Genomic DNA, 21,761 nt, shown 5'->3' on the forward strand with positions numbered 1-21,761 from the left:
TGAAGTCACCAGCCAGGCAAGGGCGATGATGGTGCGCGGTGCCCGCGGCAGGAGCGCGGGGCCGGCAGGCAGAGTTGACAGCGCGGGGAGCATGACGACTCACGGGGCGCCGACAGCGGCATGGTGCATGAACTTCCCTTTCTAGCGGAAGAGTTGTTCCACAGCTCAACAGGCCGCCGGCTGAGCATCCACTGCCTGGTGCCGCACGGACGGGTGGACGCCCTACTTGGACCGACGGCAATAGGGCCCGCGGCGTCGCGTGCCGATAGCTCTCTCTCCCTCCTTGCCCGCCATCGGGCGGGGATCCCCCGGGCCGTCGGGCTGGGGGAAGAGCCCCCGCACGATGCGGCTGGCCTTCAGGGCTATGGTCGAGGGGTGTTCGAGTTCAGCCCTGCCTGCTCAAAGTGGGAACAGATTGCCGAGATCGTCACGGAGCGGATCGCAACCGTGGAACTCCGCCCGGACGACAAGTTGACCGAGGAATTCGACGTGGACCGCAAAACGGTCCGCACGGCAGTTGCCGCCCTCCGCGCCGACCGCTTGGCACTCACTCGCACCGGCATGGGGAGCTTCGTCACCCATCTGACCGCCCGCAGCGACAACTAGGCCACGCCGTAACGGAGTTCACCAGCAGGACGGGGCCACAGAGGCACAGGTAGGCATGGACCGTCGCTCCAGCCCTCCGAAGTGCCCTGATGAGGCTGAGGTGATGCTCAACCGTCGCAACCCGTAGGTCCAGCGTCCCTAGGGTCTGTGTCGGCCAATTCGGAGGGCGGTCAACGTGGTTGGTGACATCCTTCCGGCTTGGGTCAGGCTAGGACGAGTTCGGTGGCGCGCTGGCCGAGGTCTGCGGCGCCGGGGATGCCACGTCGGGACCAACTCGTCATTGTGGTACGGACGTTGTGAAGGTCCTTCTTGTGCCGGCCAGAGGCGACGCCGTCCATGAAGTCCAGGGACTGGCTCCAGATCCCCACGGCTTCGTCGTGGCGGCGCTGGGCGGCGACGGACCGGGCAAGGTTGCCAAGCGTCAGGGCGTGAATGCGCCGGAACGCCTCGGGGTCGCGACCCGCGAGGGCGGCGCGGTGGTGGCGTTCGGCTGCCTGGTGGTCTTCCAGCTCGGCCAGAGTCTTGGCGGTGTGGGAGGCGACGGTGGCCGCCACCGGCCCAGTGGCCGCCGTGAAGGACGCGGGCGGCGCCGCGGTGTCGAGCATGGCGTCCTCGGCCGCGAGAAGCGCCGCTGCGGCCTTCTGGCCGTTCCCGGTGGCCCCGTACGCCCTGGCGCTCGTGATCAGCGGCAGGGCCTCGGTCTGCGGGTCGACTTTCCCGCGCGCCCGGCGCAGGGACTCCTCTGCCAGTTCGACACAGAACTCCGGTTGCTTGAGGCAACGAGTTCTACGTCGAGACCGAGCGGGCGGGCGGACGGCGGTCACCCTGCCAGCGGTGGCGGCGGCCCAGGTGTCCGCGGACGGTCGGACGCGTTCAAGCGATTGTCGGGAGAGCGTCTGAACCGCCCGGTCTCCGGTGATCGGGTGATGGCTGGCTCCGCACCGGTACACCCAGGGTGACGGCTCGTTGCACAGAGCATGACCAGTCCAGGGGGTGAACGAAGGGGACCGACGCCGGTCCTGTGGGCGTTCGTCGTCCGCGAGTCCGCGCCGGGAACGCCGCCGTCCGCAGAGGCGATCGTGGAGATCGGCCCGGCGCAGTACCCGCAGTTGCTGGAGGACGCGATGGCCAGCGGCTTCACCATGGCCGTCGGTGAGCCGCCACTGACCACCGCCGAGATCCACGTCCGTGACGGCCTGCTGACCGAGCTCAGTCTGGTCGGTGGTCACCGGGTGTGGGAGCCGGCACCGCCCGCACCGGTCTCACCCGAATGGGTGTCGGCCGCCGTGGGGCGGTCCGGTGTGCTGGTCATCCTCGTCCCGCCCGGTACCTGGCCCGAGGACGCGCGGGACCTCGGACCCGTCGACCTCGCGGAGGCGTTCACCGCCAATCTGCGCGAGGCCCGGGCGGACGGCCTGGTCCAGCACGGCGCCGCCCAGTTGGTCCTCCGTTGAGACACCGGCCGCCGGACCACGCCCTCCCGACGGCGCCGCCGGCCCACGAGCCAGGCCCACAAGCCCGTCGCGCGGTACGCCCTGCCGGTTCGTCAGCCGTCGTGGCCGGGCGGGACCCGAGCGGCGGACTGCCCGCGGTGTGCTCCGCCGGTGGCGGCCTCGGGCAGGTCGGGCTCGGGCAGCCGGCGCAGCAGGAGCCAGTCGAGGGCGGGCAGGACGATCAGCGGTGCGAGGCCGGTCTGCAGCGAGGTGACGTCGGCGACGGCACCGATGACGGGGCTCGCGACGCCACCCACGCTGACCGCGAGGCCCAGCGTGACACCACTGGCGGTCCCCACCCGCCGGGGCAGGTAGTCCTGGCCGAGGGTGACGTGCGTTGACATCCTCCCCGTGCTTCAGCGCGGGGATTCCGGCCGCGCCTGCGGCCCGGGGCTTGTGCCCCGTACCGTTGGCGTTCCCGGCCTCGTGCGGCCATCAGGGTGCGCCCTGGGCGTTCCAGTTCAGCAGGGTCGAGGTCAGCGCGGGCGCGTGACGTTCGGGGAAGTCCATGACCAGGACGCCGAGCGGCGGGTGACCGTGGCTCGCGGCAAAGGAGCCGAGGTAGTCCTGGACGTGCGGGTTGACATAGGCCGCGCAGTCGGTGGGGAAGCAGCCCGCGCTCGAACCGCTCAGGAAGTTGACGGACAGCGGGCCGCCGGAGCCGGTGGCGGCCGCCCGGTTGATCTGGTTGACGACGTCCTGGTACTTGCGCGGACGGTCGAAGAGCGTGGGAACGGTCCAGTTGTCCTGGAGGTCGAGCTGGGAGCTCCACCAGCCGACGGCCGGCAGGGTCGGGACATCGGAGATCAGCACCACCCGACCCCTGGCCGCACCGAGCGCGGGCAGGGCGTCGCCCAGGTGGAACAGGCCCCGCCAACCCCGCTTGTCCAGGTAGTCGTTGAAGACGGCGAGGAAGTCCGCGTCGCTCGCCTGCGAGTACTCCTGCTTCACCCGCATCAGGACGGTCTCGCCCGGGTGAGCGGCCAGGAAGGCGGCGCAGGCGACGAGTACGTCACCGAACATCTGCTGCTGGTACACCGGGCCGTGGTGGATCGCGAAGGAACCGTCGATGGAGCGGCAGCGGATGTCGAGGAAGCGGATACCCGACTCCAACTGCTGTGATATGGAAAGAGTCTGACACTCAGTCAGCGCTCCGCCGTAGCGCGCGCAGGACTCGTGAGTGCCCGGGATGGCAAGCCGGGACAGCGGCACGGCGTCACCGAGTGCGGACATCCAGTCGCCCGGCGCGGTCGCGGCCGCCGGCGCGATCCCGACCGCGGCCCCGGTCGCGGTGCCGGTCGCGGCCGACGCCGGTGCGGCGGCCCGCCAGGCGACCGCACCGGCGGCCGCCGCCGCGAGCGATGCTCTCAGGAACCCCCTGCGGTCGACCCTCATCTGCCCTCCACCTGTCCGGCGCCGACATCCACTCGCTGTTCTACCGGACTTCGGGGCCTCGGCCCAGCCCCTGCGCACCGGCTCCAGCGGACAGCCCGCTGGACTCGAAGAGCTCGCGGACGCGCCGCCACGCGTCGGCTGCCGCGGCCGAGCCGGCCGGCTTCTCTTGGCAGGTACCACTGCTGTTGGCGGTCCCAGCTGCGCTGCCAGGCATTCCAGCGCTGCGCGTCGACGCTCACGGCCATACCCCACCCCTTGACATTGGCAATGGACCGCCTCGGTGATCGGCCCATTACCGATGTAGGCAGAGCCGGTAAGCAGTGCAATGCTTATAGACCCATTACATCTCGGCCGTCTTTCGCCCCTCGCCCGTGCTCTCACGTAGAGTTCGCCGGTACGGCTGATACGGGCAGGACGAGCGGGAAGCAGTAATCGGGCATGACGGCGGGAGCGGCCAAGCAGGTGGAACAGCAGGCGGACGAGCGGGCGGCAGGGGCTGCGGGCGAGCAGGAGGAGATCGAGTTCGGTCCCGGCATCGACCCCGAGCGGCTGGAGCTCTGCCTGAGCGTGCTCGCCGAGCTCGACGAGCTCCACGTGGACCACCCGGACGCGATCACCGTCCGCAAGGCCGTGGGCGGCATCTTCCGTACGCTCAAGCAGCGCCGCCGCCAGGAGACGCGCGCCCGCAAGACGGCCAACGACCGGAAGGTCACCGCTCGGACCGCCACCGGCGCGCCCGGCCGGATAGACGACGAGACCCGGGGTGTGTTCGGCCTGAGCACGGTCACCACGACCGAGATCGCCGGGATACTCGAGCGCCCGCGCAGCTGCTACACCTGCAAGGATCGCTTTGTCGAGGTCGACGCCTTCTACCACCAGCTCTGCCGTCAGTGCGCCGAGTTCAACCACACCCGCCGCAACGCCCGGACCGATCTGACCGGACGCCGCGCCCTGCTCACCGGCGGCCGGGCCAAGATCGGCATGTACATCGCGCTGATGCTGCTCCGCGACGGTGCGCACACCACCATCACCACCCGCTTCCCGAACGACGCGATCCGCCGCTTCAAGGCGATGCCGGACAGCGCGGACTGGCTGCACCGGCTCAAGATCGTCGGAATCGACCTGCGCGACCCCGCGCAGGTGGTGGCGCTGGCCGACGAGGTCGCGGCCGACGGCCCGCTGGACATCCTGATCAACAACGCGGCGCAGACCGTCCGCCGCACCCCCGGGGCCTACCGCGAGCTGGTGGCGGCCGAGTCCGCGCCGCTCCCGGCCGGTGAACTGCCGTCGTCCACGGTGATCGGCCGCTTCGGCAGCGGCGGCGTCGAGCTTCGCGCGCTGCCCGGCCAGGCCACCACCGGCAGCGAGCGGCTCGCCCCGGAGGACGTCACCGGCCTGGCGCTGGTCAGCGGCTCCGCCTCGCCCGCCCGGATCGAGGCCGGCACCGCGATCGACGCGGGCGGCCTGGTGCCGGACCTCGCGGCCAGCAACAGTTGGATCCAGACGGTCAACGAGGTCGACCCGGTGGAGCTGCTGGAGGTCCAGCTCTGCAACTCCACCGCGCCGTTCATCCTGATCAGTCGCCTGCGCCCGGCGATGGCCGCCGCCAAGGCCCGCCGCAAGTACGTGGTGAACGTCTCCGCCATGGAGGGCGTCTTCAGCCGCGGCTACAAGGGAGCCGGCCACCCGCACACCAACATGGCCAAGGCCGCGCTCAACATGCTCACCCGCACCAGCGCGCAGGAGATGCTGGAGACCGACGGCATCCTGATGACCGCCGTCGACACCGGCTGGATCACCGACGAGCGCCCGCACCCGGACAAGATGCGGCTCGCCGACGCCGGCTTCCACGCCCCGCTCGACCTGGTGGACGGCGCGGCCCGGGTCTACGACCCGATCGTCCGCGGCGAGCTCGGCGAGGACCTCTACGGCTGCTTCCTCAAGGACTACGCCAAGGCCGCCTGGTAGACCCACCGCGGCCGGCGTCCCGGCCGCGATCGAAACGGACCATGGACAACCAAGGGGCGGGAACCATGACAGCACCCGTGCTCGGAGTCGGCGTGATCGTGCCCAGCACGGACGGACGGGTCCTGCTGGGTCGGCGGATCACCGCGGGCGAGTCGCCGACCTGGGGCCTGCCCGGCGGCAAGGTGGACCAGGCCGGGGAGTCCTTCGAGCAGGCCGCCGCCCGGGAGCTCGCCGAGGAGACCGGGATCGTCCTGCCGGCCGGGCGGCTGCGGGTGCTGGCCGTACTGCTCGACCACCAACTGGGCCGCCCCCGGCTCACGGCCGCCGTCCTGGCGCCGCCGACCGACGCCCCGGCGGATGTCACCGAGCCGCACGCCTGCGCGGGTTGGGAGCGCTTCCCGCTCGACGCGCTGCCCGAGCCGCTCTTCCACCCGTCGGCGCTGGTCCTCAGCAGCTGGCTGCCCGGCTTCGCCGCACCGGCCGGTGGGTTCGGCTACCCGGTCGTCAGCAGCTGACTCCAGCCGACTTCCACCACCTGACGGTACGTCAAGTTACTTTGCCGTGACGGCAGCGGGCGATTCGCCGTGGCCGCGGGCAGCCGGTCGGCCCGCCCTGCCCGCACCGCTGCCCGTCAACGCCGCCCCCGGACCCGCGAGTAACCGCCGAACCGGCCGCCCGACAGGCTACTGCCGGCCGCCCGACAGGCTGCTGCTGGCCGCCCGGTAGGCCGTCGCGCCCTTCGTCGCGGAGCCTTTTCGCGGCTTGGTTCCGGGCCCGCTCCCCGGATGGGTGCATCGAGAAGTCACCTGTCTTGCCGCACCCCGACCCGAATGCTCAACTGGGTTCTGGCAGGGCGGATCGGACCATTCCGATCCCATCACCCCTCTTCTGGAGATCGAGGCGACTGCGGCAGAAGAACTGTGCGCAGCAGTCACGGCAGTACCAGCAGGAGAACCTGCCATTCGAGTCCTCCGAGGGCCGAAGCACCCCGAAAGGGCGGCCACTTGGATGACCGACAACAGGTGCCCGTTTTTCGATGGGCGTCACGTCCGCGGCGTGCGATCCCCGCGGCGTCCGGCATTTGGGACCGGGCACCGGCACCGTCAACCCCTTCCGTATCCCAGTGCTACCGGATTCTCCACCGAGCCTTCGGGCTCGTGTGGGGACACGGCGGCATGCCGATACGCAGAAAGGAAGTCGTCATGAGCGTTTTCAGCAGTTTCGGAGGTCGTGGCCGCGGTGACCGCGGCGAGGGCGGCGAGGGCCGTCGTCGCCGCCACCACCGTCACCACCACCACCACCACCATCACCACCACCGCCGCCACCGCCGGTGAACCCGGTTCGTGGACAACGGCGTTGAGCATCGCTCGATCGCAATAGGAGGAAGTCATGAGCGTTTTCAGTAGCTTCGGAAGTCGCGGCCACGGTAACCGTGGCGAGGGCCGTCGGCGTCGTCGTCGCCACGGTCGTCGGCGCCACCACCGCCGGTAGTCCGCGGCACTCGTAGGCCGGGGGCCGGCGGGTAAACCCGCCGGCCCCCACATCCTTGAAGGGCAAGCACTGCGCATGGAGACTGCGACGTTTCCGGATCCGGCGTACTCGGACCCGGTGGCCGAGCCGGACCCGTCAGCCGGGGAGTCCGATCCGGAGGGACCGGTCGCGGCCGCGCCCCCCATCCGACCGCGGGAGGCGTTCCGGCGCTTCTGGCCGTGGGTCCGCCAGGACCGGCTGTGGCTGCTCGCCGCGATCCTGCTGCTGCTCACCGGCGCGTTCGGCGAGGTGGTGTCGGTCTGGCTGTTCAAGGACTTGATCGACCAGGTCCTGGTACCCCACCGGTTCTCCGCCTTCTGGGCACCGGCCGGCACGATGGCCGCGACCGCCGTGCTCTCGGCGCTGCTCGTCTTCGCCGGCAACTACACCATCACCTGGGTGGCCGAGCGTTTCATCCTGCGGCTGCGTACCTCCGTCGTGGCCCACCTGCACGGCCTCCCGCCCGACACCCTGGACCGCCGCAAGCGTGGTGATGTGGTGGCCCGGCTCACCGGGGACATCGCCGCCATCGAACAGCTGGTGGCCACCGGGGTGGTCGAGGCCGGCTCCGCGGTGCTGAGCCTGCTGCTGTTCGGGGCCGCCGCGCTCTACCTGAGCTGGCAGCTCGCGCTGGCCGCGCTGGCCGTGGCCCCGGTCTTCTGGCTGTCCGGACGGTTCTTCGGCAACCGCATCCTGGTCCGCGAGCGGGAGGCCAGACGCCGCGGCGGCGCGGTCACGGCCGTTCTGGAGGAGAGCCTGCGCAACGCCGCCATCGCCGGCACCTGCAACCAGGAGCGCCGCGAGGTCTCGAAGGTCCACCGGGCCGGCCGGGCGCTGCTGGATTCCGAGCTCTCCATCGCCCGGTACGCCGGTCTGTACCCGCCGTTCCTGAACATCCTGGAGGTCCTCGGCGGCCTGACGGTCGTCGGCATCGGCGCCGTCGAACTCGACCGGGGTGTGCTGAGCCTCGGCGGTCTGCTGGCCTTCGCCGCCTTCATGGCCCAGCTCTTCGAACCGGCCCAGCGGATCTCGGAGCTCTTGCCGGTGGCAGGCGCGGCCGGTGCCGCGGGCGAGCGGGTCCTGGAGCTGCTGGACACCCCGTCCCCGGTGGTGGAGCATCCCCACGCCCACGGCACCGGCTCGGTGGCCGGTCGGGTGAGCTGCGAGGACGTCCAGGTCGGCTACCCCGGCCAGGACGGCCGGCCGGTCCTGGAGAACCTCAGCTTCGACATCGGCCCGGGGACGATCCTCGCGGTCATGGGCCCCAGCGGCTGCGGCAAGTCGACCCTGGCCAAACTGCTGGTGCGCTTCCTCGACCCGGACTCCGGCACGGTACGCCTCGACCAGCACGACCTCAGGGACCTCAGGCTGGCCTCGCTGCGCCGGGCCGTCACCCTGCTCCCCCAGCAGGCGCCGCTCTTCCACGCCACGATCCGCGACAACATCGCCTACGGCAGGCCCTCGGCCTCGTTCGACGAGGTGGTGCAGGCCGCGAAGGACGCGGACGCCCATGAGTTCATCACGGCCCTGCCCGAGGGGTACCGGACCGAGATCGGACGGGACGGCTTCCAGCTCTCCGGCGGACAGACCCAGCGGATCGCCATCGCCCGGGCCTTCCTGCGGGCCACGCCGGTACTGATCCTCGACGAGCCGACGACCGGCCTCGACGAGCAGTCCGCGGCGAACGTCATCGTCCCGCTGCGCCGCCTGATGGCCGGGCGGACCACCATCCTGATCACCCACGACCAGAAGCTCGCCCGGATCGCCGACGCCGTCCTGATGCTCGGCGCCGCCGGGAAGTCGGGGCGGCCCGGCAGCATCCAGCCGGTCAGCTGAGCTACCGGTGCGGGGAGGCCGCCGGGCCGGGTCCGGCGGCCTCGTCGCTCCCGGCCTTGTCGAGGCTCAGGTTGCCGGTGCCGGCACCGTCGAGCCCCGCGCGGCCGGACTCGGTGCCGCCGGGGATGCCCGCGCCCGGCAGCTCCGCCGGCTCCGGGTCCTCCTCCTGGAGCCGGCGCAGCAGGCGGGCGACGGTGTCGGTGCGTTCGCGCAGCGTCTCGACACGGGCGATGCGGTCGTCGGGCCGTTCGGCCGGGCGGACCGGGATGCCGTGCTGTCCGGCGGTGGCGATCAGGCTCTCGCCCGCCTGTCCGACGAGGACCAGGCCGGCCGTGGCGAACAGGCCGCCGTCGAGCGTGCGCGTGCGGCCGAGCAGGCCGCGGTGGACGATCTCGGAGGGGACGGTCAGGGCGTCCAGGCGCTGCTCGACCGCGCCCTGTTCGAGCGCCGCCAGCACGACGGTGGCGACGGCCTCGGCCGCCCTGGTGACGACCCACTTGCGACCGGGAACCGGCGGCAGGAACTCGCGGATGCGGTCGACCTCGTGCTCCAGCGCCGACGTGGTCATCACCTCGAAGGCGCTGCGGGTGCGGATCTCGACGACCTTCCCCCACTCGATCTCCTCGCCGTCGAAGCCCACCCGCTCGGGGCCGAGGTGCACCGCGCCGAACCCGTCCAGCAGGCCGAGGAGCTTGTGCACCACGGCCGGTGTGCGCGGGTGGCGTCCGACGAGCGCGCCCAGTGACAGCTTCCACGGCTCGGTGGCGGGCACCTGCGGCGGGGCGAGGGAGGTGAGTGCGCCGTGCACCCACTGACCGCCCGCCACCGTCCCGCCGGCCACCGTCCGGCCGCCGCGCAGCACCGCCTGCCGTCCGGCCTCGCCCAGCTGGGTCGCCGTCCCCACCAGCTTCCCGAGCCCGCCGGGCCAGCCGCCCGTCCCCATCCGCCCCACCACTGTCCGATCCAGCCACGCTTGACGATCCGTGAACACCGACATGCTACGGGTCCGGTGTTCGAGCACGGCTGTCGGCGGCGCTCCCGGAGCGACGGCTGCCGGCGCCTACACGCCGAGCTTCGCGCTCTCGTCCGACCGGGAGCTCGGCGAGGCACTCGGCGAGGCGCTCGCGGTGGCGTCCGGGTCACCGTCCTGAGCCGGTCCGACCCACTCGGCACGGTCGTACTCGGCGCCCGGGTAGACGGTCAGTCGCAGTTTCCCGGCCCCCTTGGGGGAGACCGAGTACGTGAACTGGCCCTCCGCCTTCTCGCCCGGCTTCAGCGTGCCGGAGAACAGCTTCGTCGGGTGGGTTGTGTCGTAGATGCTGGCGACCTGCGCGCCGTCTGCGTCCTTCACGAACGGCAGCATGCCGGCGAGCGGGACGGGTTCGTGACTGCCGTTGACGATCGTGATCCTCACCTGGATCGCCAGGTCGCCGTCCTTGTGCCCGATGGCGTAGCGGCCCGGCTCGAACGACTCCGGCTTGCCGACCGTGATCCGGAGTCCGTCCTCGTACTCCCAGGCCTCACCGAACGGCACCGGCTCGTCGGCCTTGGGGGCCTGCGGGGCGGCGGAGTTGGCGGGACCGGTGGAGGAGGCACTCCTCCTCTTCTCCTCGACGTCGTCGGCGACCTTTTTCACGACGACCACGGTGACGACCAGGCCCACGATCGCCAGCAGCATCGCCGCGCCGCCCAGGATGCTCCCGGCGAGGGCCATCCCCTTGTTCGTTGCCTGGCCCCGGCGGGCCCGGCCGTGCCCGACCAGACCGAGGATCAGCGCGGCAAGCCCGAGCGCACCCGATATCCAGAACAGGAACGGGACGATCCCGAGGAGCGCACCGATGATGCCGAGCACCAACGCCGCCACCCCCAGGCCGTTCTGGGGCTGCGGCACCATTCCGTACGGCCCCGGGAAGCCGGGCGGCGGGCCCCACCGGAGCGGCTGCGGAGCGTTCTCGGCCGGCGGCGCCCAGGGGGACGGGGCGGGCGCGTGCGTCGGAGCGTTCTCGGCCGGCGGCGCCCACGGGGACGGGGCGGGTGGTTGCTCGGGGGTGTTCATGCGCTGTCCTTCGGAGTTCGGCGACAGATCACCCTAGCAAGGCGTTTACCCCGCCTTTACTCGTAACGGAGTCCCCGATCCGCCTTCTCTCCGGGCGATCTGACACAGGGCCACCACGCTTGCCGCAGCCGTCCGGCCGGCGGGCGCCACCGCGGCGGCACCGGCGGATCCGAGCCACCCGGCGCCGACCGGGGGTGTTGATCACCGGCCGGAACGCAGCGGCTAGGGTGCTGCACATGGAACCCATGGACGACGCGGCGCTCGCACAGCGGCTGAGCGCGATCGAAGCGAAGCTCGACGCGATTCTGGCCCACCTCGACACCCCCCGAGGGCCGGAAACGGACGCCCGCCGGATGCCCGAGGTGCTGGAGCTCGTCCAGGCCGGCAAGAAGATCCAGGCCATCAAGGTCTACCGGGAGCTCACCGGCCTCGGCCTGAAGCGGGCCAAGGACGCCATCGACCGGGCGGCTGGCGGATTCTGACGTAACGTCAGAACGTTCGTTCGCGGAGTCGCTCCCGGCCGCCGGCCCGAGGTACCGCGGTTCCCGGGCAGGTCCGGCTAGCCTGGCCGGATGTCAGCCCACGGCTTCTCGACCACCGAGTTCCAGCTGGTGCTGCTGCGACGGATGGCCGACTTCAACCCCGAACTGGTCGAGCAGGCGGTACGCCGGCTCGACTCGTCACGGGCCGTGATGCGGGAGGCGAACAAGCGCTGGCAGACGATGATCCGCTCAGCCCGCTTCCCGCACGGGGCGAGCCGTTACCGCGCGGTGCTCGGGCCGCCGCAGGCGGTGCTCCCCCGGCGGATCGGCGACCTGGTCTGCACGGCCCAGCAGTGGGCACTGCCGCTCTGGCCCGAGCTGCGCTTCGAGATCCTGGTCGGTCCGGGCGACAGCGGCCCGGTCTGGAACGAGTGGCTGGTGCGGGCCGCCGACTCGCCGCCTCCCGTGCTGCGCACCCTCGCCGATCTGAGGCCGTGGAGCTGCGTCGTCTCGGACGTCGCGGCGGCCTTCCCGCCAGCCCTGCCACGCGAGGGCAGTGCCCCGACCCGGTGGCAGCTCGACTTCACCGCCCCGGGCGCGGCCGGCGAACCGCGGGCCTGCACCGCGGACTTCACCTGGGGACTGCTCCAGGAGGTCCGGACCGGCGAGCCCGGTTGATGCTCCCCCGGCCCGCCGGTGCCCACGGCAGCGCTGGGCATGCGGGGACGAGCAGGTGCCCGGGACGCGCGGGCGCCCGCCCCACAGCCGTGGAGCGGGCGCCCGGACGGTGCATCGACGATCTGTTAGAAGAAGTCGCCGTCGCCCTCGTAGTAGTTGTTGACGATCACCTCGGGCTCGTCGTCGTCCAGCGCCTCGGCGAGCAGGGCACCACCGATGAGGCCGGCCGCACCGGCACCGATCAGCGCGCCCGTACCGTACCGCCGCTGCTGGTCCGGCTGGCCGACGCCGGGCTGCGCCTGCTGCGGGTAGCCCTGCTGGACCGGCTGCGGGTAACCGGCCTGCGGGTAGCCGGCCTGCGGATAGCCGGCCTGAGGGTAGCCGGCCTGCGGGGTGTAGAACGGCGGTGGCGTGGTCTGCACCCGCTGGGCACAGGCGGCGCAGGCCTGGATCTGGCGCGGCACACCCCACTGCGGGGACCACAGCACGGGGGTCAGGCCGGCACCGTGGCCGGGGTCGAAGAAGCACGTCACGGAGGAACTCCCTGGGATCTGTTGTGGTGCGGGGGTGGAACCCGGGACGACCGCCGGGGCACCGGCGGCGGCCGTCGGTGCCGGCTGGACGGACTCCCGCACCGGCTGCCCGGACTGTGCGGGCACCTGGGCGGCCTGTACGACGACCTGGGCCGGAGCGGGCCCGCTGGCCTCGGCCGGCTCGGCCTCCTGCAGCACGGTCACGCCGAAGTCCCGTGCGATGCCCGCGAGTCCGGAGGCGTAGCCCTGGCCGACGGCGCGGAACTTCCAGTCGGTGCCGTTGCGGTACAGCTCGCCGAACACCATCGCAGCCTCGGTCGAGGCGTCCTGGCCCAGGTCGTACCGGACCAGCTCGGTGCCTCCGTCCCGGTCGGCCAGCCGGATGTAGGCGCCGCGGACCTGCCCGAAGTTCTGGCCGCGCTCCTTGGCCTCGTAGATGGCGACCGGAAAGACGATCTTCTCCACCCCGGCCGGGACCGCGGCGAGGTCGACCAGGATCTGCTCCTTGTCGCCCGCGCCGCCCGAGAGGCCGCTGCCCGCGTGCCGGACCGAACCGTCCGGGCTGCTCAGGTTGTTGAAGAAGACGAAGTGCTGCTCCGAGAGGACCTTTCCGGAGCGGTCGCAGAGCAGCGCGCTGGCGTCCAGGTCGTACTCGGCACCCGTGGTGCCGGCCACCTGCCAGCCGATCCCCACCAGGATGCCGGTGATACCCGGGGCTTGCCTGCTCAGCGACACGTTCCCACCCTTGACCAGGGTCGCGCCCATCGAGCTTCCTCCGCAGTTGTACTGACTTGCCGTGTTCCTCTGGCCACAACGCGGCGACGCGCCGAACGGTTCCCGTCCCGCGCCGGCCGTTCGGCCGGCGGCCGGGCCCCGTGCTTGTCCGGCCCTCGGGGAGCGCCCGTGGCCCGCGCGACCTCGGCGGCTGGGAGGTGCCCCCGGCTCCGGCACTCTCCCCCAGCACGGGAAGGCGGCACCGCCGCGCGCGGACGCTACGCGCGAACGGGCCATCCGGCGCTGCCGCCTGGGCCCCGCCGCGCGTAGCGTGCAGACAGGGCCGGGTGAATCCGGCAGCGCCACAGCACCCGGTGGAGGAGCAATGACAGCCCCCAGCGAACGCCGTCCGATCGTGCTGGGCGTCGACGCCCTGGACCGGGGCCCGCTCACGGCGGCCTGGGCGGCCGACGAGGCCGCCCGCCGGCACCTGCCGCTGCGGCTGCTCCATGTCATCGCGCCGCGGTTCAGGGACCCGCGCGGCTACGACGAGTCGTTCCACGCGGAGCTCTGGCGCGCCGGCCACCAGTTGGTCGAGAAGGCCGCCTTCCTCGCCCTGGAGCGCCAGCCTGAGCTGGAGGTCTCCACCGACGTCGTGGACGGGAACGCGGGCCACGTGCTGGTCCGGGAGTCGGCGCACGCCGAGCTCGTCGTCCTCGGGTCGCGGCGCCTCTCCCGGCTGGAGGAGGTGCTCAGCGCCCACTCGGTGACCGTGCCGGTGAGCGCCCGGGCCGAATGCCCGGTGGCCGTGGTCCGCGAGGCGGAGCACGTCACCGAGGACCCGCCGTACGTGGTGGTCGGGGTGGACGGCAGCCCCTCTTCCGCCGCCGCGGTGGACTGGGCCTTCGGCCTCGCCGCGCGGCGCGGGGCCGCACTGCGGGCATTGTGGGTCTGGCACCCGCTGCCGTTCCTCCCCGTCGACGAGGAGGCCACCCTCCAGCGGCTGCGCGGGATGCTCCACGAGGCCACGTCCGGGCAGAGCGAGCGGTACCCGGAGGTCGAGCTCCTCCAAGAGGTGGTTCGCGGCCACCCGGTGGAGGAGCTGGGCAGGGCCTCCACCCACGCGCTCGCCCTGGTGGTCGGGCGGCGCGGGCACGGCGGCTTCACCGGCATGTGGCTCGGCTCCGTCCCGCACGGGTTGCTGCACCGCGCCCACTGCCCCGTGATCACCGTGCCGTCCCCGCCCCGGTGACCGCGCCGCCGCGCGCACCGCCCGTCGGGCCCGTCGGGGCGGCGGGGCGGCGGGGACGGACGCCGGCTCAGGCGCGGCTGCCGTAGCCGCCGCCTCCTGGGGTCTCCACCACCAGGACGTCGCCTGCCGCCAGCTCGACCGAGTCGCAGCCCGCCAGCCGCAGGACGGTGCCGTCCGCGCGCTCCACCCGGTTGGCGCCGAGCGCACCGGGCTCCCCGCCAGCCAGCCCGTAGGGCGGGATCCGGCGATGGCCGGACACCACGCTCACCGTCATCGGCTCGCGGAACCTCAGTCGGCGCACCGCCCCGTCGCCACCGCGCCAACGGCCCCCGCCGCCGGTGCCCGGCCGGACGGCGAACTCCTCCAGCAGCACCGGCAGCCGCCATTCCAGCACCTCGGGGTCGGTCAGCCGGGAGTTGGTCATATGGGTCTGCACCACCGGGGCCCCGTCGAAGCCCTCGCCCGCGCCGGAGCCGGACCCGACGGTCTCGTAGTACTGGTAGCGCTCGTTGCCGAAGCTGACGTTGTTCATCGTGCCGGAGCCCTCGGCCTGTACCCCGAGCGCCGCGCACAGGGCGCCGACCAGGGCCTGGGAGGTCTCGACGTTGCCGGCCGCCACGGCGGCCGGGGGGCTCGGCGCCAGCATCGAGCCGGGCGGGACGATGATGCGCAGCGGCCGCAGGCAGCCGTCGTTGAGCGGGATGTCGTCGGCCACCAGGGTGCGGAAGACGTAGAGCACGGCGGCGGTGGCGACGGAGGAGGGGGCGTTGAGGTTGCTCTCCAGCTGCGCCGAGCTGCCGGTGAAGTCCACGGTGGCGCACCGCTGCCCGTGGTCCACGGTGACCCGGACGAGGATCACCGCGCCGGAGTCGGTCTCGTACCGGCAGGAGCCGTCGCGGAGCCGGTCGGTGACCCGCCGCACGGCCTCCTCGGCGTTGTCCTGGACGTGCCGCATGTACGCCTGCACCACGTCGAGGCCGAAGTGGTCGATCATCGCGCCCAGTTCCTCGACTCCCTTGCGGTTGGCGGCGATCTGGGCGCGCAGGTCGGCGAGGTTGGCGGCGGGGTTGCGGGACGGGTACGGCGCCCCGGTGAGCAGGCGCAGCGTCTCGGCCTCGCGCAGCCGCCCGGCCTGGACCAGCGGCCAGTTGTCGAAGAGCACGCCCTCCTCCTCGATCCTGCGGCTGTCGGCGGGCATCGAGCCGGGGGTGAGGCCGCCGATCTCGGCGTGGTGGCCGCGCGAGGCGACGAAGAACAGGATCCGCTCGCCCACCTGGTCGAAGACGGGCGTCACGACGGTGATGTCGGGCAGGTGGGTGCCACCGTGGTAGGGGTCGTTGACGGCGTAGGCGTCGCCGGGCCGCATCGAGGGCCCGCGCCTGCGGATCACCTCCTTGACGGTGGTGCCCATCGAGCCCAGGTGGACGGGGATGTGCGGGGCGTTGGCGACCAGGTTGCCGTCCGGGTCGAAGAGGGCGCAGGAGAAGTCCAGCCGTTCCTTGATGTTGACCGACTGCGCGGTGGACTCCAACCGCACGCCCATCTGCCGGGCGACGGACATGAAGAGGTTGTTGAAGATCTCCAGCAGGACCGGGTCGGCCTCGGCACCGGCGCCGGCTCCCGGCGGGGCGGTCGCCCGTTCCAGCAGCAGGTGGCCGAGTTCGCCGACCGTCGCCCGCCAGCCCTCGTCCACCACCGTGGTGGCGCCGGCCTCGGTGACGACCGCCGGTCCGGTGACCGCCTCGCCAGGCCGCAGCGACTGCCTCCGGTACAGCCCGGCCGGGTGCCACCCGCCGTCCCGGTAGAGCCGCACCTCGCCCGGCGACTCGGCCTCGCCGCCCTCCGCCGCGCCGAGCGGGGCCAGATCGGGCTGCCGGGTGAGCCCGGTCGCCTCCACCGACAGTGCCTCGACGGTGATCTGACGCTCCATCAGGAACGAGTACAGCTGCCGGTGGATCCGTTCGAAGGCCGCGGTCATGGTTTCCGGGTCCGCCAGGTCCACCGGGACGACGGTGTCGGTGCCGTCATAGCGCAGCTGCGCCCGGCGGACGATCCGGATTCGGTCCTCGGGTACGTCCTCGGCCAGCAGTTCGGTGCGGGCCGAGGACGCCAACTCCTCGACGACGCGGTGGATCCGGTCCATCGAGGCGGTCTCCAGCGGGGCCTCCACCGACTGCTCGCGCATCACCGTGGTGTCCGCCAGCCCCATGCCGAGCGCGGAGAGCACCCCGGCCATCGGCGGCACCAGGACGGTCCGGATGCCCAGCGCGTCGGCGACCGCGCAGGCGTGCTGGCCGCCTGCGCCGCCGAAGGTGGTCAGCGCGTAGCGGGTGACGTCGTGGCCCTGCTGCACCGACACCCGTTTGACCGCGTTGGCGATGTTCTCCACGGCGATCCGCAGGAAGCCCTCCGCCACCTGCTCGGGCGAGCGGTCGTCCCCGGTCCTGGCCCTGATCTCCTCGCCGAGTCCGGCGAACGCCCGTTGGACGGTGGCCAGGTCGAGCGGCTGGTCGCCGTCCGGTCCGAAGACCTGCGGGAAGTGGGCGGCCTGGATCCGGCCGAGCATCAGGTTGGCGTCGGTCACGGTGAGCGGCCCGCCGCCCCGGTAGCAGGCGGGGCCGGGGTCCGCGCCGGCGGAGTCGGGGCCGACCCGGTAGCGGCTGCCGTCGAAGTGCAGTACCGAGCCGCCGCCCGCCGCCACGGTGTGGATCGCCAGCATCGGTGCCCGCAGCCGCACTCCGGCCACCTGGGTGGTGAACACCCGCTCGTAGCGGCCCGCGTAGTGCGACACGTCGGTGGAGGTGCCGCCCATGTCGAAGCCGATCACCCGGTCGTACCCGGCCAGTCGGGACAGCCGCGCCATGCCGACGATGCCGCCGGCCGGTCCGGACAGGATCGCGTCCTTGCCCCGGAAGTGCCCGGCCTCGGCCAGCCCGCCGTTGGACTGCATGAACATCAACCGTACGCCCGTGAGTTCGCCGGCCACCTGCTCGACGTAGCGGCGCAGCACCGGCGAGAGGTAGGCGTCGACGACGGTGGTGTCCCCGCGTGGTACCAGCCGCATCAGCGGGCTGACCTCGCTGGACAGCGACACCTGCGGAAAGCCGGTGGCACGGGCGAGTTCGCCGATCAGCCGCTCGTGCGCCGGGTGCAGGTGGCTGTGCAGGCAGGCCACCGCGACCGCCCGAACGCCCTGCCGGTACGCCTCGCGCAGCTGCTCGGCGAGGGCGTCGAGGTCGGGTTCGCGAAGCACCGTGCCGTCGGCGGTGATCCGCTCGTCCACCTCGATCACCCGCTCGTACAGCAGCGAGGGGAGGACGATCTCGCGGGCGAAGATGTCCGGGCGGTTCTGGTAGCCGATCCGCAGTGCGTCCCCGAACCCGCGGGTGATCACCAACGCCGTCCGCTCCCCGGTGCGCTCCAGCAGGGCGTTGGTGGCGACCGTCGTCCCCATCCGCACCGCGTCGACCTGCACGCCGTCGAGCGGCTGGTCCGGCGCGAGGCCGAGCAGCGCCCGGATGCCCGCCACCGCGGGGTCGCGGTAGCGGCGGTCCTGGGAGAGCAGTTTGTGCGTGACGAGGCGGCCGTCCGGACGCAGCGCTACGATGTCGGTGAACGTTCCGCCGCGGTCCACCCAGAACTGCCAGCCCGGTCCTGCCACAGCCGCCTCCGACAAGGGAATCCGTGGATGCCGCGGCTTCGAGTATCCGGCCCGGCCGGGCCGGGACGCAAAAGGACGTACTTGGCGCATCCCTGCGGAGGGCGGCGAGGTGGCCGTGGCGGCGGTGACGCTGGGGGTCGGCCGTGAGACGCTTCCCGGGGAGCGGTGGGTGGCGCTGGTCCCGGAGTCGGTCGGGCCCGCGCTGGAGTTCGGTACCCGGGTGCTGGTCGAGACCGGTGCCGGGGCGGCAGCGGGTTTCCCGAGTTGCCCACGCCGTACGGGCCGCCCAGCCCGCTGGACGCGTTCGCCGCCCAGGAGTCGATCGCCGGTCACCGGGCCTTACTGCTCGCCGCCGAGCGGCTCGACCGCGAACTCGCCGGGCGCCCGGCCGACCCGGCCCTGGCCGGGCTGGTGCTGAGCCATGCGGGTGAACTGCGCAGCGAGGCCGTCCGGCGCTGCTCCTCCAGGCCACCGCCGCCGGCCGATGCCCTGACGGCCGGCCGGTTGCGGCTACGGCCGCACGGCGAACAGGCCGGCGTGCCTGGCCAGTGCGACCGCGTGGCTCGCGCAGCGCTCGAAGTAGCCGCTCAGCAGTACCGCGTCCACCACGTCCGTCCGCTCAAGCGGCTGTTCGAAGGACAGCAGCTGCCCGTACAGCAGGCGCTGGCGCTGGCCGATCTCGTTGAGCCCGGTGTGCAGGTCGGCGATGATCTCGGGTTCCGCCTTCTGCAGCGCATCGGCGGCCTTGGCGACCATCTCCAGGGCGAGCGAACTCATCCCGCCGAGGGGCTGCCGTGCGGGTTCCGGCAGCGGGCCCCTGGTGCGCCGGACCCAGGCGATCTCGCCGATCCGGCGGATGGCCTCGGCCAGTTGCTGCACCTCGGCGCCGACATGGGTGTCCGCGACCACGGACCGCACGTCCCCCGGTGTGGTCCCGTGCCCCGCCAGCAGCAGTGCGGCGTCGTCCTCGATCAGGTCGTCGAGCGGCAGCAGTGCCGCCTCGGCGGCCCCCAGTTCCTGGTCCGCTGCGGCGGCCACCGTTTCGAGCGCCACGTGCGACGCCCGGTTCAGGGCCGTCTCCGCCAGCCGGACCATTGCGACCAGGCGCTCGACCAGCGCCGCGTAGGTGTGCGCCATCCCTACGGCTCTCCCTCCTCGGACGCTCCCGGCCGCTGCCTGGTGAACACGTCCTGGCCGACCGTGGTCGCGTCCCAGACATCGGCCGGACCCGACGGCCGGGTCAGCAGCCAGGTGGCGAAGATCCGCTCCTCGCGCTCGAAGTACTGGCCGCTCCAGCTGGTCACGGAGTCCGGGTCGCGCTGCCGGTTGTGCCAGGCGACCGTCCAGCCGACCGCCGCTCCGCGCCCGGGCTGCGTGGACAGCTGGTAGCGCCCGGTGACCTCGTACTGCCCGGCCACCTGGCCGGTGCCCGAGGTGTAGGTGCCGCTGATGCCACCCGACGGGTCCGCCGTGAGGTGCATGTGCGAGCCGAACTCGTTGTACCAGTCTCCGGCGATGCTCATCGGTCGCCTCCCTCCGTCAGGGCGCAGCTTCCCCACCATGGTCGGTCTCTCCAGCCGCCTTCGCACCGCAGAGAGGGGGAAGTTCCGGTTCTACGTCCAGGACCGGCCGACCGGAGCGGCCGGCCCCGGACGCTCGCCGCACGCGGTCCGGGGCCGGATACGCGCGTCCGGCGAGCACCGGCCGCTCAGGTCCATCCGGGGACCGGAGGCTGCGGCCAAGCCGGCGGGTCCGGCAGCGGCTGGTCGGCGCCGATCCGGGTCCCGGGGGTGCGGCCGCTGAGCCAGCCGAGGACGGCGTGGCCGGGGCCCGTCACCGTGGGGCCGCTCCCGGAGAGGTGCCAGGACCGGCCGAGGTCGACGGCCTCGACCCGGGCCAGCGGGAAGTCGCGTGCGGCCAGTGCGGCGAGGGTGTCGTCGAGGGCCCACGCCACGTAGTCGCCTGGCCAGTCGGCCGTCCCGTAGCCGGTGTTCAGGTCGACGTGGTGGGTCTCAAGTTCGCGTCGGCAGCGGTGCAGGGTGTACCAGGCCGGGTGCCGCCAGCCGGCCAGGGCGGTGACCAGGGTGTCCCAGCGTTCGGCGGGCATCTCGGCGGCGGCTGAGGCCAGTTGGTCGAGCCGGCCGCGCAGATCGGCCGCGAGTTCGGTGGCAGGACGGCCTGCGCCCTCCTGGACGGCCCGGGTGAGCGCCGCGGCGGCGGCCCGCGGCCCGGGCTCGACACCGGTGCGGGCCACGGCGAGCAGCCACAGGTAGGCATCGACGCTGCGGGCCACATGGGTGATGACGTGACCGCGGCTCCAGCCGGGCAGGGCCGAGGGCGCCCGCACGTCCTCGTCGGTCAGGCCCGCGAGGCCGGCGGTGAACCGCGCGCCGGATCGGGCGACGTCCTCGATGATGCTCAGCACATCCGCACCGTAACACCGCCCAGCAGCACCGGGTTTGAGCGACCGGCCGGTGCCGTGGCCGGTGGGCTCAGCCGCCGAGCGGGTCCCCGACCACGGCGATGCCGGCCGCGATGGCGCGCTCGGGAACGTTGCCGAACCCCGGGACCAGCTGCGCCGGCGTCCGCACGGGCACCGGGCGGCACTGGCTCATCCCGTACAGGCCGACGGATCGGGCCCGGGCCGCAGTACCGAGGTCGTCCACCGCTCTGGTCGTCGCCGCCCTGTTCGTCCAGCCCGCGGCCGCCCGGCGCGACCGCGCGGCGGCCGGCTCTCCGGGGTCCCCCGGCTGACCGGCGGGCAGCGCGCGAGTGACGGTGATCTGGTGCAGCCTCAGCGCCCGCGTCCCGCCGGGATCGACCGCCGCTTCCGGTACAGCACCGCTGCCACCGCCGCGGCCACGACCACGACCGCGGCCACGGTGACGCCGATGACGGCACCGCTGCCTGCGGAGTGCGAACTCGTGGGCGCCGCCGCCTCCGGCGCCGCGCTGCCCCGGGCGGGCGCGGGAGCGATCGACGGCGCGGTGGTCGAGGGCGCGGCGGCCGACGGCGCCGGCCCCTCCGGCACGGCGGTCACGTCGGCCTCGGCCTCGCCGTGGCCGAGGTCGGGGAAGGCGGATTCCACGGTGACCTTCCAGTGGCCCGGGGGCAGCGCCTCGGCGGTGGTGTAGGCGGCCTGCACGCCGGCGACCGGGACCAGCTGCCACGGGCCGACCGTGCGGCCGTCCGAGGCGACCGCGCTGAGGGTCCCGGTGACCGGCTGGTCGACAGGGTCGTTGTCGTCGTCGTAGCTCGCGACGGCGCGGGTGTGCCCGTCGACCTGGGCCGTGATCACGAAGTGGATGCTGTCGCCGTGCGCGGCCGCCGGGAGGGCCGACCCGAGCACGGCGAGCCCGGCGAGCGCCAGGGCGGCGGGCAGAGAGGAACGACGCATCGGTGGACTCCTGAAAAAGAGGGGGGAGGTGGGGGGGGGGGGGGGGCCCCCCCCCCCCCCCCCGGGGGGGGGGGGGGGGGGGGCGGGGAGGGGGGGGGGGGGTGTAGTTTTTTTCTCCTCTTTTTTTTTTTTTTTTCTTCTCCCCTACCCCCCCCCACCC

21 protein-coding genes and 1 pseudogene are annotated in these 21,761 nt (G+C 72.8%); 9 read left to right on the top strand and 13 right to left on the bottom strand.

Annotated features, from left to right (window positions below; all coding sequences use genetic code 11):
* The first annotated feature begins 375 nt into the window (after window positions 1-375).
* Window positions 376-606: a GntR family transcriptional regulator gene (locus tag ACZ5ON_RS32090; protein ID WP_465600046.1), complete on the top strand. Its 231-nt coding sequence runs from the start codon at window positions 376-378 to the stop codon at window positions 604-606.
* Window positions 607-809: 203 nt separating this feature from the next.
* On the opposite strand, the gene ACZ5ON_RS32095 is transcribed toward ACZ5ON_RS32090, so the two are convergent.
* Window positions 810-1,430 (bottom strand): hypothetical protein, encoded by a 621-nt coding sequence (locus ACZ5ON_RS32095; protein WP_465600048.1) that lies wholly within the window; start codon window positions 1,428-1,430, stop codon window positions 810-812.
* 153 nt (window positions 1,431-1,583) lie between these two features.
* Between ACZ5ON_RS32095 and ACZ5ON_RS32100 the strand changes: the two genes are divergently transcribed.
* Window positions 1,584-2,060: a hypothetical protein gene (locus ACZ5ON_RS32100; RefSeq protein ID WP_465600050.1), complete on the top strand. Its 477-nt coding sequence runs from the start codon at window positions 1,584-1,586 to the stop codon at window positions 2,058-2,060.
* Between the two features lie 92 nt (window positions 2,061-2,152).
* Here the strand turns inward: ACZ5ON_RS32100 and ACZ5ON_RS32105 are convergent.
* Together ACZ5ON_RS32105 and ACZ5ON_RS32110 are read right to left on the bottom strand one after the other, a co-directional pair.
* A pseudogene (locus ACZ5ON_RS32105) lies at window positions 2,153-2,440 on the bottom strand (MFS transporter); the annotation flags it as partial.
* Window positions 2,441-2,534: 94 nt separating this feature from the next.
* Window positions 2,535-3,494, bottom strand: coding sequence for a phosphatidylinositol-specific phospholipase C (locus ACZ5ON_RS32110; protein ID WP_465600052.1), 960 nt, complete (start codon window positions 3,492-3,494; stop codon window positions 2,535-2,537).
* A 438-nt stretch (window positions 3,495-3,932) separates the two neighbouring features.
* Between ACZ5ON_RS32110 and ACZ5ON_RS32115 the strand changes: the two genes are divergently transcribed.
* The gene (locus tag ACZ5ON_RS32115) at window positions 3,933-5,462 is read left to right on the top strand and encodes an SDR family NAD(P)-dependent oxidoreductase (RefSeq protein ID WP_465600054.1); all 1,530 of its coding nucleotides are present in this window, start codon (window positions 3,933-3,935) and stop codon (window positions 5,460-5,462) included.
* Window positions 5,463-5,527: 65 nt separating this feature from the next.
* Window positions 5,528-5,977 (top strand): nucleotide triphosphate diphosphatase NUDT15, encoded by a 450-nt coding sequence (locus tag ACZ5ON_RS32120; RefSeq protein ID WP_465600056.1) that lies wholly within the window; start codon window positions 5,528-5,530, stop codon window positions 5,975-5,977.
* A 588-nt stretch (window positions 5,978-6,565) separates the two neighbouring features.
* Here the strand turns inward: ACZ5ON_RS32120 and ACZ5ON_RS32125 are convergent.
* Window positions 6,566-6,826 carry a hypothetical protein gene (locus ACZ5ON_RS32125; protein ID WP_465600058.1) on the bottom strand — a complete coding sequence of 87 codons (261 nt, stop codon included), beginning with the start codon at window positions 6,824-6,826 and terminating at the stop codon, window positions 6,566-6,568.
* 202 nt (window positions 6,827-7,028) lie between these two features.
* Here ACZ5ON_RS32125 and ACZ5ON_RS32130 point away from each other — a divergent pair, with 202 nt between their 5' ends.
* Window positions 7,029-8,828: an ABC transporter ATP-binding protein gene (locus tag ACZ5ON_RS32130; RefSeq protein ID WP_465600060.1), complete on the top strand. Its 1,800-nt coding sequence runs from the start codon at window positions 7,029-7,031 to the stop codon at window positions 8,826-8,828.
* A 1-nt stretch (window position 8,829) separates the two neighbouring features.
* On the opposite strand, the gene ACZ5ON_RS32135 is transcribed toward ACZ5ON_RS32130, so the two are convergent.
* A complete protein-coding gene (locus tag ACZ5ON_RS32135; RefSeq protein WP_465600062.1) occupies window positions 8,830-9,771 on the bottom strand; it encodes a hypothetical protein in 942 nt (313 codons plus the stop codon).
* A gap of 117 nt (window positions 9,772-9,888) precedes the next feature.
* On the bottom strand, window positions 9,889-10,884 hold the full coding sequence (locus ACZ5ON_RS32140) for a DUF4190 domain-containing protein (RefSeq protein ID WP_465600064.1): 996 nt from the start codon (window positions 10,882-10,884) through the stop codon (window positions 9,889-9,891).
* A gap of 236 nt (window positions 10,885-11,120) precedes the next feature.
* Here ACZ5ON_RS32140 and ACZ5ON_RS32145 point away from each other — a divergent pair, with 236 nt between their 5' ends.
* Together ACZ5ON_RS32145 and ACZ5ON_RS32150 are read left to right on the top strand one after the other, a co-directional pair.
* Window positions 11,121-11,366, top strand: coding sequence for a ribosomal protein L7/L12 (locus ACZ5ON_RS32145; RefSeq protein WP_465600066.1), 246 nt, complete (start codon window positions 11,121-11,123; stop codon window positions 11,364-11,366).
* 90 nt (window positions 11,367-11,456) lie between these two features.
* On the top strand, window positions 11,457-12,044 hold the full coding sequence (locus ACZ5ON_RS32150) for a hypothetical protein (protein ID WP_465600068.1): 588 nt from the start codon (window positions 11,457-11,459) through the stop codon (window positions 12,042-12,044).
* 125 nt (window positions 12,045-12,169) lie between these two features.
* Here the strand turns inward: ACZ5ON_RS32150 and ACZ5ON_RS32155 are convergent, their stop codons facing one another.
* Window positions 12,170-13,342, bottom strand: a complete 1,173-nt coding sequence (locus tag ACZ5ON_RS32155) for a TerD family protein (RefSeq protein ID WP_465600070.1) — start codon at window positions 13,340-13,342, stop codon at window positions 12,170-12,172.
* A 334-nt stretch (window positions 13,343-13,676) separates the two neighbouring features.
* On the opposite strand from ACZ5ON_RS32155, the gene ACZ5ON_RS32160 reads away from it, so the two are divergent.
* Entirely contained in the window at window positions 13,677-14,543 is an 867-nt protein-coding gene (locus ACZ5ON_RS32160) for a universal stress protein (protein WP_465600071.1), read from the top strand.
* 67 nt (window positions 14,544-14,610) lie between these two features.
* Here the strand turns inward: ACZ5ON_RS32160 and ACZ5ON_RS32165 are convergent, their stop codons facing one another.
* Entirely contained in the window at window positions 14,611-18,204 is a 3,594-nt protein-coding gene (locus ACZ5ON_RS32165; protein ID WP_465600072.1) for a hydantoinase B/oxoprolinase family protein, read from the bottom strand.
* Between ACZ5ON_RS32165 and ACZ5ON_RS32170 the strand changes: the two genes are divergently transcribed.
* Window positions 18,149-18,622 carry a hypothetical protein gene (locus ACZ5ON_RS32170; protein ID WP_465600074.1) on the top strand — a complete coding sequence of 158 codons (474 nt, stop codon included), beginning with the start codon at window positions 18,149-18,151 and terminating at the stop codon, window positions 18,620-18,622. The two genes, ACZ5ON_RS32165 and ACZ5ON_RS32170, sit on opposite strands and share 56 nt — an antisense overlap.
* A gap of 92 nt (window positions 18,623-18,714) precedes the next feature.
* Here ACZ5ON_RS32170 and ACZ5ON_RS32175 read toward each other — a convergent pair whose 3' ends face one another.
* From ACZ5ON_RS32175 to ACZ5ON_RS32195, 5 genes are all read right to left on the bottom strand, one after another.
* The gene (locus tag ACZ5ON_RS32175; protein WP_465600076.1) at window positions 18,715-19,341 is read right to left on the bottom strand and encodes a PhoU domain-containing protein; all 627 of its coding nucleotides are present in this window, start codon (window positions 19,339-19,341) and stop codon (window positions 18,715-18,717) included.
* A 2-nt stretch (window positions 19,342-19,343) separates the two neighbouring features.
* A complete protein-coding gene (locus tag ACZ5ON_RS32180) occupies window positions 19,344-19,727 on the bottom strand; it encodes an avidin/streptavidin family protein (RefSeq protein WP_465600078.1) in 384 nt (127 codons plus the stop codon).
* Between the two features lie 185 nt (window positions 19,728-19,912).
* Window positions 19,913-20,629, bottom strand: a complete 717-nt coding sequence (locus tag ACZ5ON_RS32185; protein WP_465600080.1) for a maleylpyruvate isomerase family mycothiol-dependent enzyme — start codon at window positions 20,627-20,629, stop codon at window positions 19,913-19,915.
* A 67-nt stretch (window positions 20,630-20,696) separates the two neighbouring features.
* Window positions 20,697-20,870, bottom strand: coding sequence for a hypothetical protein (locus ACZ5ON_RS32190; RefSeq protein ID WP_465600082.1), 174 nt, complete (start codon window positions 20,868-20,870; stop codon window positions 20,697-20,699).
* Between the two features lie 128 nt (window positions 20,871-20,998).
* A complete protein-coding gene (locus tag ACZ5ON_RS32195) occupies window positions 20,999-21,601 on the bottom strand; it encodes a hypothetical protein (RefSeq protein WP_465600084.1) in 603 nt (200 codons plus the stop codon).
* Window positions 21,602-21,761 lie beyond the last annotated feature (160 nt).

It is taken from the genome of Kitasatospora sp. NPDC032150, assembly GCF_055579945.1.

What these genes read in the sequence shown, in the direction of transcription:
- ACZ5ON_RS32100 (WP_465600050.1), top strand. Translation starts at nt 1,584, where the DNA reads ATGACCAGTCCAGGGGGTGAACGAAGGGGACCGACGCCGGTCCTGTGG.
- ACZ5ON_RS32110 (WP_465600052.1), bottom strand. Translation starts at nt 3,494, where the DNA reads ATGAGGGTCGACCGCAGGGGGTTCCTGAGAGCATCGCTCGCGGCGGCG.
- ACZ5ON_RS32115 (WP_465600054.1), top strand. Translation starts at nt 3,933, where the DNA reads ATGACGGCGGGAGCGGCCAAGCAGGTGGAACAGCAGGCGGACGAGCGG.
- ACZ5ON_RS32120 (WP_465600056.1), top strand. Translation starts at nt 5,528, where the DNA reads ATGACAGCACCCGTGCTCGGAGTCGGCGTGATCGTGCCCAGCACGGAC.
- ACZ5ON_RS32125 (WP_465600058.1), bottom strand. Translation starts at nt 6,826, where the DNA reads ATGCTCAACGCCGTTGTCCACGAACCGGGTTCACCGGCGGTGGCGGCG.
- ACZ5ON_RS32130 (WP_465600060.1), top strand. Translation starts at nt 7,029, where the DNA reads ATGGAGACTGCGACGTTTCCGGATCCGGCGTACTCGGACCCGGTGGCC.
- ACZ5ON_RS32135 (WP_465600062.1), bottom strand. Translation starts at nt 9,771, where the DNA reads ATGGGGACGGGCGGCTGGCCCGGCGGGCTCGGGAAGCTGGTGGGGACG.
- ACZ5ON_RS32140 (WP_465600064.1), bottom strand. Translation starts at nt 10,884, where the DNA reads ATGAACACCCCCGAGCAACCACCCGCCCCGTCCCCGTGGGCGCCGCCG.
- ACZ5ON_RS32145 (WP_465600066.1), top strand. Translation starts at nt 11,121, where the DNA reads ATGGAACCCATGGACGACGCGGCGCTCGCACAGCGGCTGAGCGCGATC.
- ACZ5ON_RS32150 (WP_465600068.1), top strand. Translation starts at nt 11,457, where the DNA reads ATGTCAGCCCACGGCTTCTCGACCACCGAGTTCCAGCTGGTGCTGCTG.
- ACZ5ON_RS32155 (WP_465600070.1), bottom strand. Translation starts at nt 13,342, where the DNA reads ATGGGCGCGACCCTGGTCAAGGGTGGGAACGTGTCGCTGAGCAGGCAA.
- ACZ5ON_RS32160 (WP_465600071.1), top strand. Translation starts at nt 13,677, where the DNA reads ATGACAGCCCCCAGCGAACGCCGTCCGATCGTGCTGGGCGTCGACGCC.
- ACZ5ON_RS32170 (WP_465600074.1), top strand. Translation starts at nt 18,149, where the DNA reads ATGTCGGTGAACGTTCCGCCGCGGTCCACCCAGAACTGCCAGCCCGGT.
- ACZ5ON_RS32175 (WP_465600076.1), bottom strand. Translation starts at nt 19,341, where the DNA reads ATGGCGCACACCTACGCGGCGCTGGTCGAGCGCCTGGTCGCAATGGTC.
- ACZ5ON_RS32180 (WP_465600078.1), bottom strand. Translation starts at nt 19,727, where the DNA reads ATGAGCATCGCCGGAGACTGGTACAACGAGTTCGGCTCGCACATGCAC.
- ACZ5ON_RS32195 (WP_465600084.1), bottom strand. Translation starts at nt 21,601, where the DNA reads ATGCGTCGTTCCTCTCTGCCCGCCGCCCTGGCGCTCGCCGGGCTCGCC.